Consider the following 16226-nt stretch of genomic DNA (forward strand, 5'->3'; position numbering starts at 1 on the left):
TGACGGCTCGCGGACACGACTGCAAGCCATTCCCATTGGGACAGCGGCGATAAGGTGGTCAGAAGCGAGGGGCCAGGAAACTATGCCGGCCGCTCCGCGACGGCGTCCGGGACGACCACCAGCTTGCCGACGAAATCCTTGGCAATGAAATCCGCCTGCGCGCGGTGGAAGTCGGAGAGCCTGTAGACACCGCCGACCAGCGGCCGGATCTTTCTTGCCTCGATATAGCCGACGATGCGGCGGAAATCCGCGCGCGTGCCCTGGCTCGAGCCATGCAACTGCAACTGCTTGAGATACATGGTCCTGAGATCGAGTTGCACGACCGGGCCGGCGATCGCACCGGCGGTGGTATAGCGCCCCTCAGGTCTGAGAATGCGCAGCAGGTCGTTGAAGATCGCGCCGCCAACAAGGTCGGCTACGACGTCGATCGGCTGGCCGCCGGTCGCTTCAATCACGGCTTGCGGCAGGTCGGCGACGCCACGGGTGATGACAGCTTCGGCGCCGATGTCGATCACCGCCTGTTCCTTGCCCTTGCCGACAACGGCATAGGGAATGGCGCCGCGCGCCCGCGCCAGCTGGACGATGCCGGAGCCAACGCCGCCCGAAGCGCCGGTGACCAGCACGCGTTCGCCGGCCTTCAAGCCGGCGCGTTCCAGCATCTGTTCGCCGGTGAGATAGGCGCAGCAGAAGGTGGCGAGTTCGACATCGCTCATATCCGTGTCGACGACATGCGCGTTCTCAGCCGGCACCGCCTGATACTCGGCATAACCGCCGTCGCGGCCATGGCCCATATAGTCGATGTCGGCGAGCGAATCGTCGTCGCGGTTGTAGATGGAGAAATCGACCATCACGCGTTCGCCGATACGGTCCGGCGACACGCCCTCGCCAACCGCAACGATATGGCCAACCGTGTCGGTGCCCTGGATGCGGGGGAAGGTCAGCGTGTTGCCTTGGCGTCGCCAGGTCGACACCGCGGCAGCATCCTCCTCCGTACCATAGGCGCCCTGGCGCACCCAGACATCGGTGTTGTTCATCCCGCAGGCGCTGACCTTGACCAGCACTTCACCCGGGGCAGGCACGGGCACTTTCACATCGGTGCGGTAGACGAGCTTGTCCGGTCCGCCGTGCCCGGTCAGCAGCACGGCGGCCATGGTGGCGGGGAGGGTTCTGGTCATGGCATTCATCGTCGATCTCAGAGATTGGCAAACACGCTCTTCACCGCATCGGCCGTCTTCGAAACGACGATGTCGGCCTCCTCGCGGGTCAGGCAGAGCGGCGGCGCAAAGCCGAGGATGTCGCCTTGTGGCATGGCGCGGCCGATGACGCCGCTTGCGGCAAGCGCTGTCGCCACTTGCGGACCGATCTTCTGCGAGGCGTCGAAGAACACCCGGTCGTCCTTGTCGGCGACGAACTCGACCGCCGCCAACATGCCGTCGCCGCGCACGTCGCCAACGTTTTTATGGCCGCCGACGGCCTTGGCGAGCTCAGCACGGAAATAGGCGCCGATTTCCTTGGCATTGGTCACCAGATCCATCTCATCGATCAGTTCGAGATTGGCGACGCCGGCGGCAACGCAGATCGGATGCGCCGAATAGGTCCAGCCATGGCCGAGCGACCCGAGCTTGTCGGAACCCTGCACCAGCACCTGCCACATCTTGTCGGCGACGATGACGCCCGACAGCGGCGCATACGCCGAGGTCAGGCCCTTGGCGATGGTGATGAGATCCGGCTTGATGCCGTAGTGGTCGGAGCCGAACATGGTGCCCAGCCGGCCAAAGCCCGTCACCACCTCGTCGGCGACCAGCAGCACGTCATACTTCTTCAGCACCGCCTGGATCTTCTCCCAATAACCGGCCGGCGGCGGCACGATGCCGCCCGTGCCGAGGATCGGCTCGCCGATGAAGGCAGCGACGGTTTCGGGGCCCTCGGCCAGGATCATCTCCTCGAGCTTGTCGGCGCAATGCTGCGAAAACTGCTCCTCGCCCATCGAGCGGTCGGCGCGGCGGAAATAATAGGGCGCTTCGGTGTGCAGCACCGGCGCGCGCGGCAGGTCGAAGGCGTTGTGGAACAGGTCGAGCCCGGTCAGCGACCCGGTCATCACCCCCGAGCCGTGATAGCCGCGCCAGCGCGAGATGATCTTCTTCTTCTCCGGCCGTCCCAGCACATTGTTGTAGTACCAGATCAGCTTGATGTTGGTTTCGTTGGCGTCCGAGCCGGAGAGGCCGAAATAAACCCTCGACATGCCCTTCGGCGCGCGGTCGATGATCATCTTGGCCAGGGTGATCGAGGCCTCGGTGCCGTGGCCGACATACGCATGATAGTAGGCAAGATTCCTGGCCTGGGCGGCGATGGCATCGGCGATCTTCTGGCGGCCATAGCCGACATTGACGCAATAGAGGCCGGCAAAGGCATCGATGCTCTTCTTGCCATTGTTGTCCCACACGGTCACGCCTTCGCCTCCGGCCATGATGCGCGTCGGCGATTCACCCCGCGCATGCGTGCCCATATGGGTCGAGGGATGGAAGAAGTGGTCGCGATCCCAGGCGGCGAGTTCGTTGGACTGGTCGAGCATTCTTTTGACTCCTTGAGATATGGCCGGACGGACCTATGCGACGTCCAGGCAGAGGTACTTCAGATCCGTGAACGCTTCGAGGCCATGGCGCGAGCCTTCGCGGCCGATGCCGGATTGCTTGACGCCGCCGAACGGTATCGGCGCGCCGGTGATCTTGACGCGGTTGATGGCGACCATGCCGTAGTCGAGCGCGCGGCCCATGCGCTGCTGGCGCGCGCCATTCTCGGTCACGACATAGGCAACGAGGCCATATTCGGTGGCGTTGGCGCGGACGATCACTTCGTCCTCGCTGTCGAACGGCGTCACGGCCGCGACCGGCCCAAAGGTTTCCTCGCGCATGATCAGCGCGTCGTCGGGCACATCAGCCAGCAGTGTCGGCTGATAGAACAATGGCCCGGCCGGATGCCGCTTGCCGCCGGCGAGGCAGCGCGCGCCATGAGCGATGGCGTCGGCGACCTGCTCCTCGACCTTTGCCACGGCGCGCTCATGCATCAGCGGCCCGATATCAATCGTGTCGGCGAGCCCATTGCCGATCCGCAGCGCCTCGATCCGCCTGGCGAAGGCGGCGCAGAAGCGATCGTAGAGCGGCCGCTGGACATAGATGCGGTTGGCAGCGAGGCAATCCTGGCCCGACGTGGCGAATTTGGCGTCGATGGCGATGCCCACCGCTTTGTCGAGATCCGCGTCGGTGAACACGATCAGCGGTGCGTGGCCACCGAGTTCCATCACCAGCCGTTTCATCGTCGGCGCACTCTGGGCGGCGATCAGCCTGCCGATCTCGGTCGAGCCGGTAAAACTCATGGCGCGGACGCGTGGGTCCTCGCACATGCACCCGACGATCGTCGCGGCCTTGCCGGTGACGATGTTGAAGACACCGGCCGGCAATCCGGCGCGCTCACCAAGCTCGGCCAGCGCCAGCGCTGACAGCGGCGTTTCCGAGGAAGGATGCGCGACGATGGTGCAGCCGGCGGCAAGGGCGGCGGCCGCCTTGCGGGTCAGCATGGCGGAGGGAAAATTCCACGGCGTGACGACGCCGACAACACCAAGCGGCTCACGCCGCACCATCATTTCCGCGTTCGGCAGATGGCTGGTGACGCTTTCGGCATTGAGGCGTTTTGCTTCCTCCGCATACCATTCGACGAAGGAGGCGGCATAATCGATTTCGCCAAGCGACTCCTGCAGCGGCTTGCCTTGTTCCAGCGTCATCAGCAAAGCGAGGTCGTCCTTCGCGGCGATGATCAGCTCGAACCATTTTCGCAGAATTTTCGAACGCTCCTGCGGCAGGAGCGACCGCCAGGCCGGGAAGGCGCGGGCGGCGGCATCGATCGCTTTCGTCGTTTGCCGCGCATCCAGCGCGGCGACGAAGGCGACCGTGCTTCCCGTCGCGGGGTCGGTGACCTCAAAACTTTCGGCGGCCTCGCTTGCCGTCCAATGCCCGTCGACATAGGCGAGTTCGCGCAGCAGCCGGCGGTCGGCGAGGCGGTCGAGCGCCTCGTGGCGATGCGAGCGGGCAAAATGCGCGGACATGGTCGAAGCCTCCCGGTTCGGTCTGATGCTGGGAGACTAGCCATCGCGGACAGACAGAGAGGCTGTTTGGGCGCACGCTGGTAGAGAGTTTCTCTCTATTGCACCGATCGGGCAGACGATCTCTCCGCCGCTACGGCGACGCGGGCAACAAGTCGGCTATGGGCAGCGCGATATCGTCCTTCACCGTCTTGATGACGATGTAGGTGAAGTAGCGGTCGATGCCGATCTCGCGCTCGAGCAAGCCGTCGACCAGCCGCTGGTAGGCATCGATGTCGCGCGCCATCACCTTCAGCACATAATCGACGCCGCCGCCCACCGACCAACAGGCGACGATCTCGGGAATGTCGCGAATGACGCGCTCGAAGCGGTCGAAATCGGCCTGGCGATGGGTGGCCAGCGTTACCTCCATCAGCACAGTGGCGACCGGTGCCACGACGCGCATGGCGATGCGGGCGTGATAACCCGAAACGATGCCGGCCTTCTCGAGCTTGCGCAGCCGCATCCAGCATGGGGTCGGCGACAGGCCGACCTGCTCGGCCAGCGCCAGCTTGGTGATGCGTCCGTCGCGCTGGATGGCGTCGAGGATTTTGAGGTCGATCGCGTCGAGTTTCGCAGCAGTCATCAGCGCCCACTTTTTCGTCCACAGTACCATGAGGGCGCATTATTTCGATTGTCAATTGCACTGATTTCGATCTCTAATAAGTCATGACATTGTGGCAACCCGATCCCGCGCTCATCCGGCGGCCAGCCTATCAATCGCTGGCCGACCAGTTCGCGCGCGCCATCCATGACGGGCGCCTCGCCAATGGCGCACGCCTGCCGACGCATCGCCGGCTGGCCGACGATCTCAAGCTGTCGGTGCAGACGGTCAGCCGCGCCTATGAGGAATTGATCCGCCGCGGCCTGATTTCGGGCGAGATCGGCCGTGGCAGCTTCGTCCAGACGCAGCGCCGCGAGCCGGAGCCGCCCTATCTGCCCGAGCGTCTCGGCGAGGTCATCGACCTCTCCATCCTGAAGCCGGTCTGCGAGCCGATGCATCTGGAGCGGCTGAAGCAGGCGCTGGGCTGGCTGGCCGAGAATCTTCCCTCGAGTTCGGCGCTGTCCTTCCGGCCCAACATGGTGTTCCCGCGCCACCGCGCCGTGGCGGTCGACTGGCTGAAACTGTGCGGGCTCGATGCCTCGGCGCAGAACATCAGCCTGACCAACGGCGCCACCGCCGGCATGACGGTGGCGCTGATGAGCGTGGCGCCACCGGGCTCGACAGTTGCCACCGAGGCGATCGGCCATCACACGCTGGTGCCACTGGCGCGCTATCTCGGCTTCAACCTCGAAGGCTTGCCGATCGACGACAACGGCCTGATCCCGGAGGCGCTGGACGAGGCCTGCCGGCTGTCAGACATCCGCGCGGTGTTCGTGCAGCCCTCGGTGATCAACCCCACGGCAACGCTGATGGATGCGCGGCGGCGCGAAGAAATCGCTGCCGTTGCACGCAAGCACGACATCGCCATCATCGAGAACGATGTGCTGGGGCCGCTGGTCGAGGACCGGCCGCCGCCGGTCGCGGCCTTCGCCCCGGAACGCACGCTCTACGTCACCTCCTTCACCAAGATCACCGTGCCTGGCCTGCGCATCGGCTACCTCGCCGCGCCCGACCGTTATGTCGCGGCAGTGGCCAACCGGCATCTGGTCTCCAACTGGATGGCAACACCGCTGGTGGCCGAGATCGCCACCAAATGGGTGGCCGACGGCACGGCGATGGAGCTCGTGCGCTGGCAGCGCGCCGCACTTCGGCGGCGGCAGGACATCGCCGCCGAGGTGTTGGCAGGGATCGACTATCGCGCCCGGCGCGACGGGCTGCATGTCTGGCTGCAACTGCCCGACGACCGTGCCGAGGAGGGCTTTGTCGCCCAGGCCCGGCTGCAGGGCGTCGCGATCGCGCCGGGCACCTCCTTCCGCATTTCGGATGCGCCCTGGCATCCGGCGGTGCGCATCTCGCTGGGTTCGACCACCGAGGGGGAACTGCGCGCCGGCCTCGGCGTTGTCACCAAGCTCTTGCTTGGCGATCCGGAGCACCTGCTGCTGGCGATTTGAGCCAACTGTGCTTCGAAATTGTGCGGAATCAGAATAATTGTCATGATATTATTTTCCCAATTGACATGATTTGGCGCGTTCCGCATCGTTAAGGGCACAGGCTTCTCCAGCACGGGGAAATTCATTTGTCCGCCACCGCGCCCATCATCAAGATCGACGGCATCTCGAAGAGCTTTGGCAGCTTCAAGGTGCTCGACGGCCTGTCGATGCAGGTCATGCCGCGCGAGAAGCTGGCGCTGATCGGCCCGTCCGGTTCGGGCAAGACGACCATCTTGCGCATCCTGATGACGCTGGAGCGCATCGATGGCGGCCACATCCAGATCGAGGGCGAGCAGCTCTACCACATGGAGCGCAATGGCCAGCTGCTGCCGGCCGACGAGCGGCATCTGGCCAGGATGCGGCAGAAGATCGGCATGGTCTTCCAGCTGTTCAACCTGTTTCCGCACAAGAGCGTCATCGACAATGTGACGCTGGCGCCGATGCTGACCAACGGCACGCCGCGCGCTGCCGCCGAGAAGCGGGCGATGGAACTGCTCGACATGGTCGGCATGGCCGACAAGGCCAAGGCGATGCCGGCGCAGCTGTCGGGCGGTCAAAAACAGCGCGTCGCTATCGCCCGCGCGCTCGCTCTGCAGCCCAAGATCATGCTGTTCGACGAGGTGACGTCGGCGCTCGACCCGGAACTGGTCGAGGAAGTGCTCAACGTCCTATGGCGGCTCTGCGCCGAGACCGACATGACCATGCTGCTGGTCACCCACGAGATGGGGTTCGCCCACGACTTCGCCGACCGGGTGCTGTTCTTCGATCGCGGCAAGATCGTCGAGGAAGGCAAACCCGACGAGATTTTCCGCAATCCCAAGCAGGAGCGCACGCAAGGCTTCCTGAAGAAGATCATCGCGGCCGGACATCGCGTCTGACCGCTTTGCGGGGGCGGAAGATCGCCCCAGACAAACCAAGGCAAGAAGCCAAAACCAAGACAAGAAACAAGGAGTTGGGAACAATGAAGAAACTTGGCATTCTGGCCGGCGTCGCCGGCCTTGCATTGACGGCGGTGCTGGCCGCCTCGACCGCGGGTTCGGCCGACGACAGCAAACTCGAGCAGTTGAAGGCACAGGGCTTCGCCCGCGTCGCCATCGCCAACGAGCCGCCCTACACGGCCGTCGCCGCCGACGGCAAGGTTTCGGGCGCGGCACCCGACGTGGCGCGCGAGATCTTCAAGCGCCTCGGAGTTAGCGACATCGTCGCCTCGATCTCCGAATATGGCGCGATGATCCCCGGCCTGAAGGCCGGCCGTTTCGACGTCGTCACCGCCGGCCTGTTCATGAAGCCGGAACGTTGCGCGGCTGTCGCCTATTCCGAACCGGTGCTGTGCGACGCCGAGGCGATGCTGGTGAAGAAGGGCAATCCGAAAGGTTTCAAGAGCTACGAGGATGTCGCCAAGGACACGACAGCCACGATCGGCGCGCCCGGCGGCGGCACCGAGGAGAAGCTGGCCCTCAATGCCGGCGTGCCGCGCGAGCGTGTCATCGTCGTGCCGGATGGCCAGAGCGGCCTGAAGATGGTGCAGGACGGCCGCATCGACGCCTACTCGCTGCCGGTCCTGTCGATCAACGATCTGATGAAGAAGGCCGCCGATCCGAACCTCGAAGTCATCGCGCCGGTGCAGGGCGCCCCGGTCTATTGCGACGGCGCCGCCTTCAAGAAGGGCGACGAGGCGCTGCGCGATGCCTATGACGTCGAACTTGCCAAGATGAAGAAGTCGGGCGAGTTCGCCAAAATCATCGAGCCCTACGGCTTCTCGGCCGCCGCCGCGATGTCGACAACGCGCGACAAGCTCTGCTCGGCGAAGTAGCGCCTCTTTTTCCTTCTCCCCGTTCACGGGGAGAAGGTGTCACGAAGTGACGGACGAGGGGCAGCGCCAAGTTCTGCCATGCTAGCGCTGCCCCTCATCTGCCTGCCGGCATCTTCTCCCCGTGGAACGGGGAGAAGGAAGCTAACCGCCAACGTTGGAACCTCTAATCGAATGACCCAGTGGTCCGGCTATCTCGGCCTGATAGTGCAGGGAGCGCTTGTCACCATCGAGCTGACGCTGATGGGATCGGTGCTTGCCCTGATCATGGCCTTTCTTGCCGGCATGGGGCGGCTGTCGCGCTTCTTCGCGCTGAGGGCGCTGGCCACCGCCTATATCGAATTCTTCCGCGGCACCTCGATCTTCGTGCAGCTGTTCTTCGCCTATTTCGTGCTGCCGCTGATTGGCCTTGAACTGACGCCACTGCAAGCCGGCGTGCTGGCACTGGGCCTGAATGTCGGCGCCTATGCCGCCGAAGTGGTGCGCGGCGCCGTGCAATCGATCGGGCGCGAACAGCACGAGGCCTGCATCGCGCTCAATCTCGGCCGCTGGCAAGGCATGCGCCATGTCATCCTGCCGCAAGCATTTCTGGTGATGCTGCCGACCTTCGGCAACAACGCCATCGAACTGCTCAAGGCCACATCGGTCGTCTCGCTGATCTCGCTCGCCGACCTGACCTTCCAGGCGCAGGTCGTGCGTGCCCAGACCGGCAACACCATGGTGCCGTTCACCACCATCCTGGTCATCTATTTCATCCTGGCGCTGCTCATTTCATGGGGTGTGCGCTCGCTGGAGCGCCGCATGGCACGCGGCCTCGATGGGGTGCGCGCCTGATGGAATGGGACTGGGATTTTGTCCGGCAGATCCTGCCGACGCTGATCCAGGGGGTGAAGATCACCATCCTGGCGACGCTGCTCGGTTCGGTGCTGGCGGCGATTGTCGGGTTGGGCATTGCGCTCGCACGCCGCTCGCCCAACAAGGCGCTGTCGGGCACCGTCGGCTGGGCGGCCGAATTCATTCGCGGCACACCGCTTCTGGTGCAGCTCTATTTCATCTTCTACGTGCTGCCCGACATCGGCATTCTTCTGCCGCCGCTGGTCGCCGGTGTCATCGGGCTTGGCTTGCACTACGGCACCTACACGGCCGAGGTCTACCGCGCCGGCATCGACAATGTACCGCGTGGTCAGTGGGAGGCCGCCAAGGCCTGCAATCTCAGCGCCACGCAGACCTGGACGCACATCATCATTCCGCAGGCCATTCCGCCGATGATCCCGGCGCTGGCCAACTATTTCATCGCCATGTTCAAGGAGACGCCGTTGCTCTCGGCGATCACCGTGCTGGAGCTGATGAACCAGGCGAAGAGCGTCGCCAACACCTACTACCGCTATATCGAGCCGATCACGCTGGTCGGCGCGTTCTTCCTCGCCATCAGTCTTTGCTCGGTCGTGTTGCTGCGCTGGCTGGAACGCCGCTACGGCAAGATCGAGAGGTAATCCGTGAAACCTTTGCCTGAGATCAAGGTTGCGCCCAACCAGCCAGCACTCGATGACCGTCCGCTCAACAAGCGCATCGGCCTGATCATCCTTGCCACCGATCACACCAGCGAACCCGACTTTCGCCGCATGGTGGCGAGCGAGCGCATCGGCGTCTATGTCGCGCGCATTCCTTACGCCAACCCGACAACGCCTGACAATCTGCGCAAGATGCAGCCGGCGCTGACCGCGGGCGCGGCGCTGATCCTTCCGGACGAGCCACTCGACGCCATCTGCTATTCCTGCACCTCGGCATCCGTGGTGATCGGCGATGCCGAGATCGAGGCGGCGATCCAGGCGGTCAAGCCCGACATTCCCGTCGTCACGCCGCCGATGGCGGGCGTGCGCGGGCTGAAGGCGCTGGGTGCGAAAAGGATCAGCATCCTCACCCCTTACACGGTCGAAACCTCCAGGCCGATGGCAGCCTATTTCGCGGCACGCGGTTTCGAGATCGCCAGCTTTACCTGTCTGGATTTCGAGGATGATCGCGAGATGGCGCGTATCGCCCCGGCGACGCTTGTCGATCTCGCGCGTCAGGCGACCCACCCGCAGGCCCAAGCGCTGTTCGTGTCCTGCACGGCGCTGCGCGGTGCGCTCGCGGTCACCGGCATGGAACAGGCGATCGATCGCCCGGTTGTGACCAGCAACCAGGCCAGCGCCTGGAATTGCCTGCGGCTGTGCGGCGACGAGACGGCCCACCCCGAATTCGGCCGTCTGATGACGCTGCCTTTGCCTCGCGATTGACGATCATGGCGACCGTCACTCTTAGCGATATCCGAGCCGCGCGTGAGCGCATTGCCGGCAAGGTCGAGCGCACGCCAACTGTGCTTTCCCAGAATTTGTCAGAACAATTGGGCACCCCCGTCCATCTCAAGCTCGAACACCGCCAGACCACCGGCAGCTTCAAGCTGCGCGGCGCCTCGAATGCCGTCGCCTCATTGAGCGCGGAAGAGAAGGCGCGCGGCGTGGTCGCGGCGTCGACCGGCAATCACGGCCGGGCGCTGGCGCATGCCGCGAAGCTCGAAGGCATGCGCGCGGTGATCTGCATGTCGCGCCTGGTGCCCCAGAACAAGCTCGACGAAATCCGCCGACTTGGCGCCGAAATCCGCATTGTCGGCAACAGCCAGGACGACGCGCAGCAGGAGGTCGAGCGCTTGGTGGCGGAGGAGGGGCTGGTGATGTTGCCGCCCTTCGACCATCCGGCCATCATCGCCGGGCAAGGCACGCTCGGGCTGGAGATGATCGAGCAGGTTCCGGACGCTGCTCTCATCCTGGTGCAGCTCTCCGGCGGCGGGCTGGCCTCCGGCGTCGCTGCCGCCGTCAAGGGCGTCAACCCCGGCACAAAAATCATTGGCGTTTCGATGGCGCGTGGCGCAGCGATGAAGGCAAGCCTCGATGCCGGCATGCCAGTGCCCGTGGAAGAACTGCCGACGCTGGCGGATTCGCTCGGTGGCGGCATCGGCCTCGACAACAGGCTGACTTTCGCCATGTGCCGCGACCTGCTCGACGATGTCATCCTGCTGAGCGAGGACGAGATCACCGCCGGCATCCACCATGCCTACGCTGAGGAGCGCGAGATCGTCGAGGGCGCCGGCGCAGTGGGCATCGCCGCGCTGCTCACCGGCAAGGTCAAGGCGAGCGGGCCGGTGGTCGTACTTCTCTCGGGCCGCAACATCGACATGAACGCACATCGCAGGATCGTCTGCGGCGAGGCAATTGGGGAGCGCGCCGCATGAGCCGTATGACGATACTGACCGAGAGAGAATTGCGTGAGATCGTGACGCTCGATCTCGACGCGGTCGCTTGCGTCGAGAACGCCTTTCGCGCACTGGCCACCTTGCCGGTGGCGATGCCGCCGATCCTGCGCCTCGACATCCCCGAGCATCGCGGCGAAGTCGACGTAAAGTCCGCTTACGTACCCGGTATCGACTGCTTTGCCGTTAAGATCAGCTCCGGCTTCTTCGACAATCCAAAGCTCGGCCTGCCGAGCGGTGGCGGCATGATGGTGCTGCTTTCGGCAAAGACCGGTGTGGTCGAGGCGCTGCTGCTCGACAATGGCTACCTGACCGATGTCCGCACCGCAGCGGCAGGCGCGGTCGCGGCGAAGCATCTGTCGCGCGAAGACTCCACCGTAGCGGCAATCTTCGGCGCAGGTTTGCAGGCAGGTCTGCAATTGGAAGCACTGCGCCTTGTCAGGCCGATCGCCGAGGCGCGAATCTGGGCGCGCGACGCCGCCAAGGCCGAAGCCACTGCTGCCCGCTTGCGTGAGAAACTTGGCATCGTCGTGCGCGCGGAACCCGAGGCGGCAAAGGCGGCTGCCGGCGCTGACATCATCGTCACCACGACGCCGTCGACCGAGCCGCTGATCAAGGCCGGCTTCGTCGCCGCCGGCCAGCACATCACCGCCATGGGCTCGGATGCCGAGCACAAGAACGAGATTGCGTCGGCGATCCTGCGCATGGCCGATCTCTATGTCGCCGACAGCGCCCGCCAAACGCGGCGCCTTGGTGAACTGCACCATGCCGTCGCTGCAGGAGTGATGGCTGCAGATGCCGAGGTGACTGAGCTCGGCCAGATCATCGCCGGCGCAAAACACGGCCGGCGCTCGGCCAGCGATATCACCATCGCCGACCTGACCGGCACCGGCGTGCAGGACACGGCGATTGCGACGCTCGCCCGCGACCGGGCTCGCGCTGCCAATGCCGGAACCATCTTTGAAAGCTGATGCTGGCCGCAAAACAAGGACCAAGAACAATGCAACCAAACCTGAAATTCTCGCGCGGCGAATTTGCGGATCGCCTCGCCAAGACGCGGCAAGCCATGGCGGCGAAGGGCGTCGATCTGTTGATCGTAAGCGATCCCTCCAACATGGCCTGGCTGACCGGTTATGATGGCTGGTCGTTCTACGTGCATCAGGCGGTCATCGTGCCGCCCTCAGGTGAGCCGGTCTGGTACGGCCGCGCCAGGACGCCAACGGCGCTAAGCGCACCGCCTATCTCGCGCATGACAACATCGTCGGCTACGCCGACCACTACGTGCAGTCGACGGAGCGCCACCCGATGGATTTCTTGTCCAGCGTGCTTGCCGATCGCGGCTGGGGCAAGCTCACCATCGGCGTCGAGATGGACAATTACTGGTTTTCCGCCGCTGCATTCGCTTCGCTGCAAAAACATCTGCCCAACGCCCGCTTTGTCGACGCCACCGCGCTGGTCAACTGGCAGCGCGCGGTAAAGAGCCCGACCGAGATCGACTACATGCGCAAGGCCGCCCGTATCGTCGAAGCCATGCACCAGCGCATCGTCGACAGGATAGAGATCGGCATGCGCAAATGCGATCTCGTCGCCGAGATCTACGATGCCGGCACGCGCGGCGTCGACGGTATTGGCGGCGACTATCCGGCGATCGTACCGCTGCTGCCGTCCGGCGCGGATGCCTCGGCGCCGCACCTGACCTGGGACGACCAGCCGATGAAGCGGGGCGAGGGCACCTTCTTCGAGATCGCCGGCTGCTACAACCGCTACCACTGCCCGCTGTCGCGCACCGTCTTTCTCGGCAAGCCGACGCAGGAATTCCTCGATGCCGAGAAGGCCACCCTGGAAGGCATGGAGGCGGGGCTTGCTGCCGCAAAGCCCGGCAACGCTTGCGAGGACATCGCCAATGCCTTCTTCGCCGTCCTGAAGAAATACGGCATCGTCAAGGACAACCGCACCGGCTATTCGATCGGTCTTTCCTATCCGCCGGACTGGGGCGAACGCACGATGAGCCTGCGCCCCGGCGACCGCACCGAGCTCAAGCCCGGCATGACCTTCCATTTCATGACCGGCCTCTGGCTGGAAACGATGGGGCTGGAGATCACCGAGTCCATCCTGATCACCGAAACCGGTGTAGAGTGCCTGGCCAATGTGCCGCGCAAACTGGTGGTGAAGAATTGAGCCCGATGTCCAGCCTCCGCCCGTCGCCGATCGCGCCGACCGTCGAATTCGATCGTGACGGCGTCCAGCATGGTTTCCTGCGCTTGCCTTACAGTCGCGACGACTCGGCCTGGGGTTCGGTGATGATCCCGATCTGCGTCATCCGCAACGGCAAAGGGCCGACGGCGCTGCTGTCCGGCGGCAATCATGGTGACGAGTATGAGGGGCCGCTGGCGCTCTACGATCTCGCCCGCACGCTCGATCCCAAGCACGTCAGCGGCAGCGTGATCATCGTGCCGGCGATGAACTATCCGGCCTTCCGCGCCGGCACGCGGACCTCGCCGATCGACAAGGGCAACATGAACCGCAGCTTTCCCGGCCGCCCGGACGGAACGGTGACGGAAAAGATCGCCGATTATTTCCAGCGCGAATTGCTGCCCAGCGCCGACATCGTCTTCGACTTTCACTCCGGGGGAAAGACGCTGGACTTCGTGCCCTTCTGCGCGGCCCACACGCTGCCCGACAAGGCGCTGGAGCAGAAAGCCTTCGACGCGGTGGCGGCATTCTCGGCGCCCTTCTCGATGCGCATGATCGAGATCGATTCCGTTGGCATGTACGACACGGCAGCCGAGGAAATGGGCAAGGTTTTTGTCAGCACCGAGCTTGGCGGTGGTGGCACCTCGCGTGCGCAGACCGTGCGCATCGCGCGGCGCGGCATTCTCAATGTGTTGCGCCATGCCGGCATTGTCGATGGTGCGGTCGAGAAGACTCGAACTCAATGGCTCGACATGCCGTCGGGCGATTGCTTCTCCTTCGCCGAGGACGACGGCATGATCGAAACTATGGTCGATCTCGGTGAGCCTGTCAAAGAAGGTGCGGTACTGGCCCGCATCCATTCCACCGGCCGCACCGGCATCGCCCCGCAGGAGATACGGGCAAAGATGTCGGGCATGCTGGCGGCGCGCCATTTCCCCGGACTGGTCAAGGCTGGAGACTGCGCGGCGGTGGTTGCCGTCGAAGTCGATTGATCAAAGCGGTTCCCGGCCAAGCCCAATCCTGGACACGAGGATACTTATATCCTCGATGCTTTTCCACTAGGCTGATGCCATCCGAGGTGGGAGCATCGATTGCGCGGATTTTCCGAAAGCCTGATCGAGAGGCCGCAGACGGTGGCGGAGCAGGTCGCCAACGTCCTGCGCGAAGCCATTGCCAGTGGGGCGCTGAAGGCTGGCACCGCTTTGCGGCAGGATGAACTGGCCGAGCAATTCGGCTTCAGCCGCATGCCGATCCGTGACGCGCTTCGCCAACTGGAGGCCGAGGGCATTGTCTCTATCCATCCGACCAAGGGCGCGCATGTCGCCCGGATGGACGGCGCCGAAATCAGCGAAATCTATGCCGTGCGCGAACTTCTCGAATGCGAGGCGCTACGGCTGTCCGTGCCTACCCTGTCAGAAGGCAAGCTCGATGAAGCCGAACAGGTGCTCGACCAGATCGATGCCGAGCGCAATGTCGGTCGCTGGGGCGCGCTGAACCGGACCTTTCACCTGTCGCTCTATCATGCCTGCGGCAACCAGCGTCTGCTCGGCCTGATCGAGGCGCATCACAACGCCGCCGATCGCTATGTCCGCATCCTGCTGTCGAACCTCGACTACCGCACCCGCTCGCAGAACGAGCATCGCGACCTGCTGGCCGCCTGCCGCCAGCGCGACGGCAAGAAAGCCGTGAGCATTCTGCGGCAGCACCTTCGCGAAGGCAGCGAGACGCTCGTCAAGGCGATTGGGGGCGGCGGCCTGTCGCGGAAGCCCTAAGCCTGGCCGGAGGCGCGGTTGCGTCTATCTGGGTTCGCTGCCACATATTGCAACATCAATGCTCGACACGAGGATCGCCATGTCTCCCGTCAGTCGCCTGCCAGCGCGCGCCTTGCCCCGCGCCGCCACGACGAGATCCTGAGGCGGCTGAGCGCCCAGGGTTCCGTCAGTGTCGCCGAACTGGCCGAGTTCTTCGACGTGTCGCGGGAAACCATCCGCCGTGACCTGAAGCTGCTTTCTGACCAGGGCAGGCTCGGCATCGTGCATGGCGGTGCCGCCCGCTTCGAACCGAGCGAACCGGCAATGAGCCTGCGCAGCCAGGAAAATGCCGGTGGCAAGGCGGCGATCGGCAAGGCGGCCGCCAGCCTGGTCAGGGATGGCATGGTGGTCTTTCTCGATTCCGGCACCACCACCTTGGCCGTTGCGCAGGCCATGGCCGGACTGCGCGATCTCACCATCTGCACCGCCAGCCTGAAGATTGCGCTGCATCTTTGCCATGTCCCGGGCATACGCGTGCACATGCTGGGCGGCGAAATCGATCCGGGCGAGGAGGCAGCCTCCGGTATCGACACGCTCGATGCCATGGCCCGCTTTCGCGTCGACATCGCTTTTCTCGGTGGCGGCGCCCTGTCCCCCGACGGCGAGGTCACCGACTTCACCCGCGCCGGCGCCGAGCAACGCGGCCGCATGATCGCGCTCGCGGGGAAGGCCTATTTCGTCCTCGACAGCAGCAAGTTCGGCAAGCTGACGCCGCTCAGGGTTCCGAATTTCGAACGCGCTGCCGGGGTGATCGTCGACGCCAGTCCCGAACCCGCCCTTGCCGAGGCGCTTTCGCAAAAGGGGCCAGAACTCATCGTTGCTTGATGTGATATTTTGTGACATTTTGAGTTGATATTTGGTTTTTCTGTGTTAGTGTGCCCGCCATCCCTTCAAATG

The 16226-nt window shown here is 64.3% G+C and carries 15 protein-coding genes and 1 pseudogene; 12 read left to right on the forward strand and 4 right to left on the reverse strand.

The features are described 5' to 3' along the window. Positions 1-80 precede the first annotated feature (80 nt). The 4 genes from HB778_RS22005 to HB778_RS22020 all read right to left on the reverse strand — a co-directional run bounded on the left by HB778_RS22005 (position 81) and on the right by HB778_RS22020 (position 4721). Complete coding sequence (locus tag HB778_RS22005; protein WP_183456918.1) at positions 81-1184, reverse strand: alcohol dehydrogenase family protein; 1104 nt, start codon at positions 1182-1184, stop codon at positions 81-83. Between the two features lie 8 nt (positions 1185-1192). Next, positions 1193-2572, reverse strand: a complete 1380-nt coding sequence (locus HB778_RS22010) for an aspartate aminotransferase family protein (protein WP_183456919.1) — start codon at positions 2570-2572, stop codon at positions 1193-1195. 33 nt (positions 2573-2605) lie between these two features. Beyond that, complete coding sequence (locus HB778_RS22015; protein ID WP_183456920.1) at positions 2606-4099, reverse strand: NAD-dependent succinate-semialdehyde dehydrogenase; 1494 nt, start codon at positions 4097-4099, stop codon at positions 2606-2608. A gap of 130 nt (positions 4100-4229) precedes the next feature. Further along, positions 4230-4721 (reverse strand): Lrp/AsnC family transcriptional regulator, encoded by a 492-nt coding sequence (locus tag HB778_RS22020; RefSeq protein ID WP_183456922.1) that lies wholly within the window; start codon positions 4719-4721, stop codon positions 4230-4232. An 83-nt stretch (positions 4722-4804) separates the two neighbouring features. Between HB778_RS22020 and HB778_RS22025 the strand changes: the two genes are divergently transcribed. The 12 genes and pseudogenes from HB778_RS22025 (at position 4805) to HB778_RS22080 (ending at position 16154) form a co-directional block, all read left to right on the forward strand. Beyond that, the gene (locus HB778_RS22025) at positions 4805-6190 is read left to right on the forward strand and encodes a PLP-dependent aminotransferase family protein (protein ID WP_183456924.1); all 1386 of its coding nucleotides are present in this window, start codon (positions 4805-4807) and stop codon (positions 6188-6190) included. Between the two features lie 125 nt (positions 6191-6315). After that, positions 6316-7107 carry an ectoine/hydroxyectoine ABC transporter ATP-binding protein EhuA gene (gene ehuA, locus HB778_RS22030; RefSeq protein WP_280515922.1) on the forward strand — a complete coding sequence of 264 codons (792 nt, stop codon included), beginning with the start codon at positions 6316-6318 and terminating at the stop codon, positions 7105-7107. 83 nt (positions 7108-7190) lie between these two features. After that, the gene (gene ehuB, locus HB778_RS22035) at positions 7191-8042 is read left to right on the forward strand and encodes an ectoine/hydroxyectoine ABC transporter substrate-binding protein EhuB (RefSeq protein ID WP_183456926.1); all 852 of its coding nucleotides are present in this window, start codon (positions 7191-7193) and stop codon (positions 8040-8042) included. A 171-nt stretch (positions 8043-8213) separates the two neighbouring features. Then, entirely contained in the window at positions 8214-8873 is a 660-nt protein-coding gene (gene ehuC / locus HB778_RS22040) for an ectoine/hydroxyectoine ABC transporter permease subunit EhuC (protein WP_183456928.1), read from the forward strand. Beyond that, positions 8873-9532, forward strand: a complete 660-nt coding sequence (gene ehuD / locus HB778_RS22045) for an ectoine/hydroxyectoine ABC transporter permease subunit EhuD (RefSeq protein WP_183456930.1) — start codon at positions 8873-8875, stop codon at positions 9530-9532. Before ehuC ends, ehuD begins: the two co-directional genes overlap by 1 nt. Positions 9533-9535: 3 nt before the next feature. Then, positions 9536-10315, forward strand: coding sequence for an ectoine utilization protein EutA (eutA, locus tag HB778_RS22050; RefSeq protein ID WP_183456932.1), 780 nt, complete (start codon positions 9536-9538; stop codon positions 10313-10315). A 5-nt stretch (positions 10316-10320) separates the two neighbouring features. Further along, entirely contained in the window at positions 10321-11307 is a 987-nt protein-coding gene (eutB, locus tag HB778_RS22055; protein ID WP_183456934.1) for a hydroxyectoine utilization dehydratase EutB, read from the forward strand. Beyond that, positions 11304-12296, forward strand: coding sequence for a cyclodeaminase (locus HB778_RS22060; RefSeq protein WP_183456936.1), 993 nt, complete (start codon positions 11304-11306; stop codon positions 12294-12296). Before eutB ends, HB778_RS22060 begins: the two co-directional genes overlap by 4 nt. A gap of 29 nt (positions 12297-12325) precedes the next feature. Continuing rightward, positions 12326-13503: pseudogene (gene doeA, locus HB778_RS22065) on the forward strand (ectoine hydrolase DoeA). A gap of 5 nt (positions 13504-13508) precedes the next feature. After that, entirely contained in the window at positions 13509-14510 is a 1002-nt protein-coding gene (doeB, locus tag HB778_RS22070) for a N(2)-acetyl-L-2,4-diaminobutanoate deacetylase DoeB (protein WP_183456938.1), read from the forward strand. Between the two features lie 99 nt (positions 14511-14609). Further along, positions 14610-15290 carry a GntR family transcriptional regulator gene (locus HB778_RS22075; protein ID WP_244661564.1) on the forward strand — a complete coding sequence of 227 codons (681 nt, stop codon included), beginning with the start codon at positions 14610-14612 and terminating at the stop codon, positions 15288-15290. 54 nt (positions 15291-15344) lie between these two features. Then, positions 15345-16154, forward strand: coding sequence for a DeoR/GlpR family DNA-binding transcription regulator (locus tag HB778_RS22080; RefSeq protein WP_244661995.1), 810 nt, complete (start codon positions 15345-15347; stop codon positions 16152-16154). Positions 16155-16226 lie beyond the last annotated feature (72 nt).

Source organism: Mesorhizobium huakuii, assembly GCF_014189455.1.
GTDB lineage: Bacteria > Pseudomonadota > Alphaproteobacteria > Rhizobiales > Rhizobiaceae > Mesorhizobium > Mesorhizobium huakuii_A.

What these genes read in the sequence shown, in the direction of transcription:
- ehuC (WP_183456928.1), top strand. Translation starts at nt 8,214, where the DNA reads ATGACCCAGTGGTCCGGCTATCTCGGCCTGATAGTGCAGGGAGCGCTT.
- HB778_RS22005 (WP_183456918.1), bottom strand. Translation starts at nt 1,184, where the DNA reads ATGAATGCCATGACCAGAACCCTCCCCGCCACCATGGCCGCCGTGCTG.
- ehuD (WP_183456930.1), top strand. Translation starts at nt 8,873, where the DNA reads ATGGAATGGGACTGGGATTTTGTCCGGCAGATCCTGCCGACGCTGATC.
- eutB (WP_183456934.1), top strand. Translation starts at nt 10,321, where the DNA reads ATGGCGACCGTCACTCTTAGCGATATCCGAGCCGCGCGTGAGCGCATT.
- HB778_RS22015 (WP_183456920.1), bottom strand. Translation starts at nt 4,099, where the DNA reads ATGTCCGCGCATTTTGCCCGCTCGCATCGCCACGAGGCGCTCGACCGC.
- ehuB (WP_183456926.1), top strand. Translation starts at nt 7,191, where the DNA reads ATGAAGAAACTTGGCATTCTGGCCGGCGTCGCCGGCCTTGCATTGACG.
- HB778_RS22010 (WP_183456919.1), bottom strand. Translation starts at nt 2,572, where the DNA reads ATGCTCGACCAGTCCAACGAACTCGCCGCCTGGGATCGCGACCACTTC.
- HB778_RS22060 (WP_183456936.1), top strand. Translation starts at nt 11,304, where the DNA reads ATGAGCCGTATGACGATACTGACCGAGAGAGAATTGCGTGAGATCGTG.
- doeB (WP_183456938.1), top strand. Translation starts at nt 13,509, where the DNA reads ATGTCCAGCCTCCGCCCGTCGCCGATCGCGCCGACCGTCGAATTCGAT.
- HB778_RS22025 (WP_183456924.1), top strand. Translation starts at nt 4,805, where the DNA reads ATGACATTGTGGCAACCCGATCCCGCGCTCATCCGGCGGCCAGCCTAT.
- HB778_RS22020 (WP_183456922.1), bottom strand. Translation starts at nt 4,721, where the DNA reads ATGACTGCTGCGAAACTCGACGCGATCGACCTCAAAATCCTCGACGCC.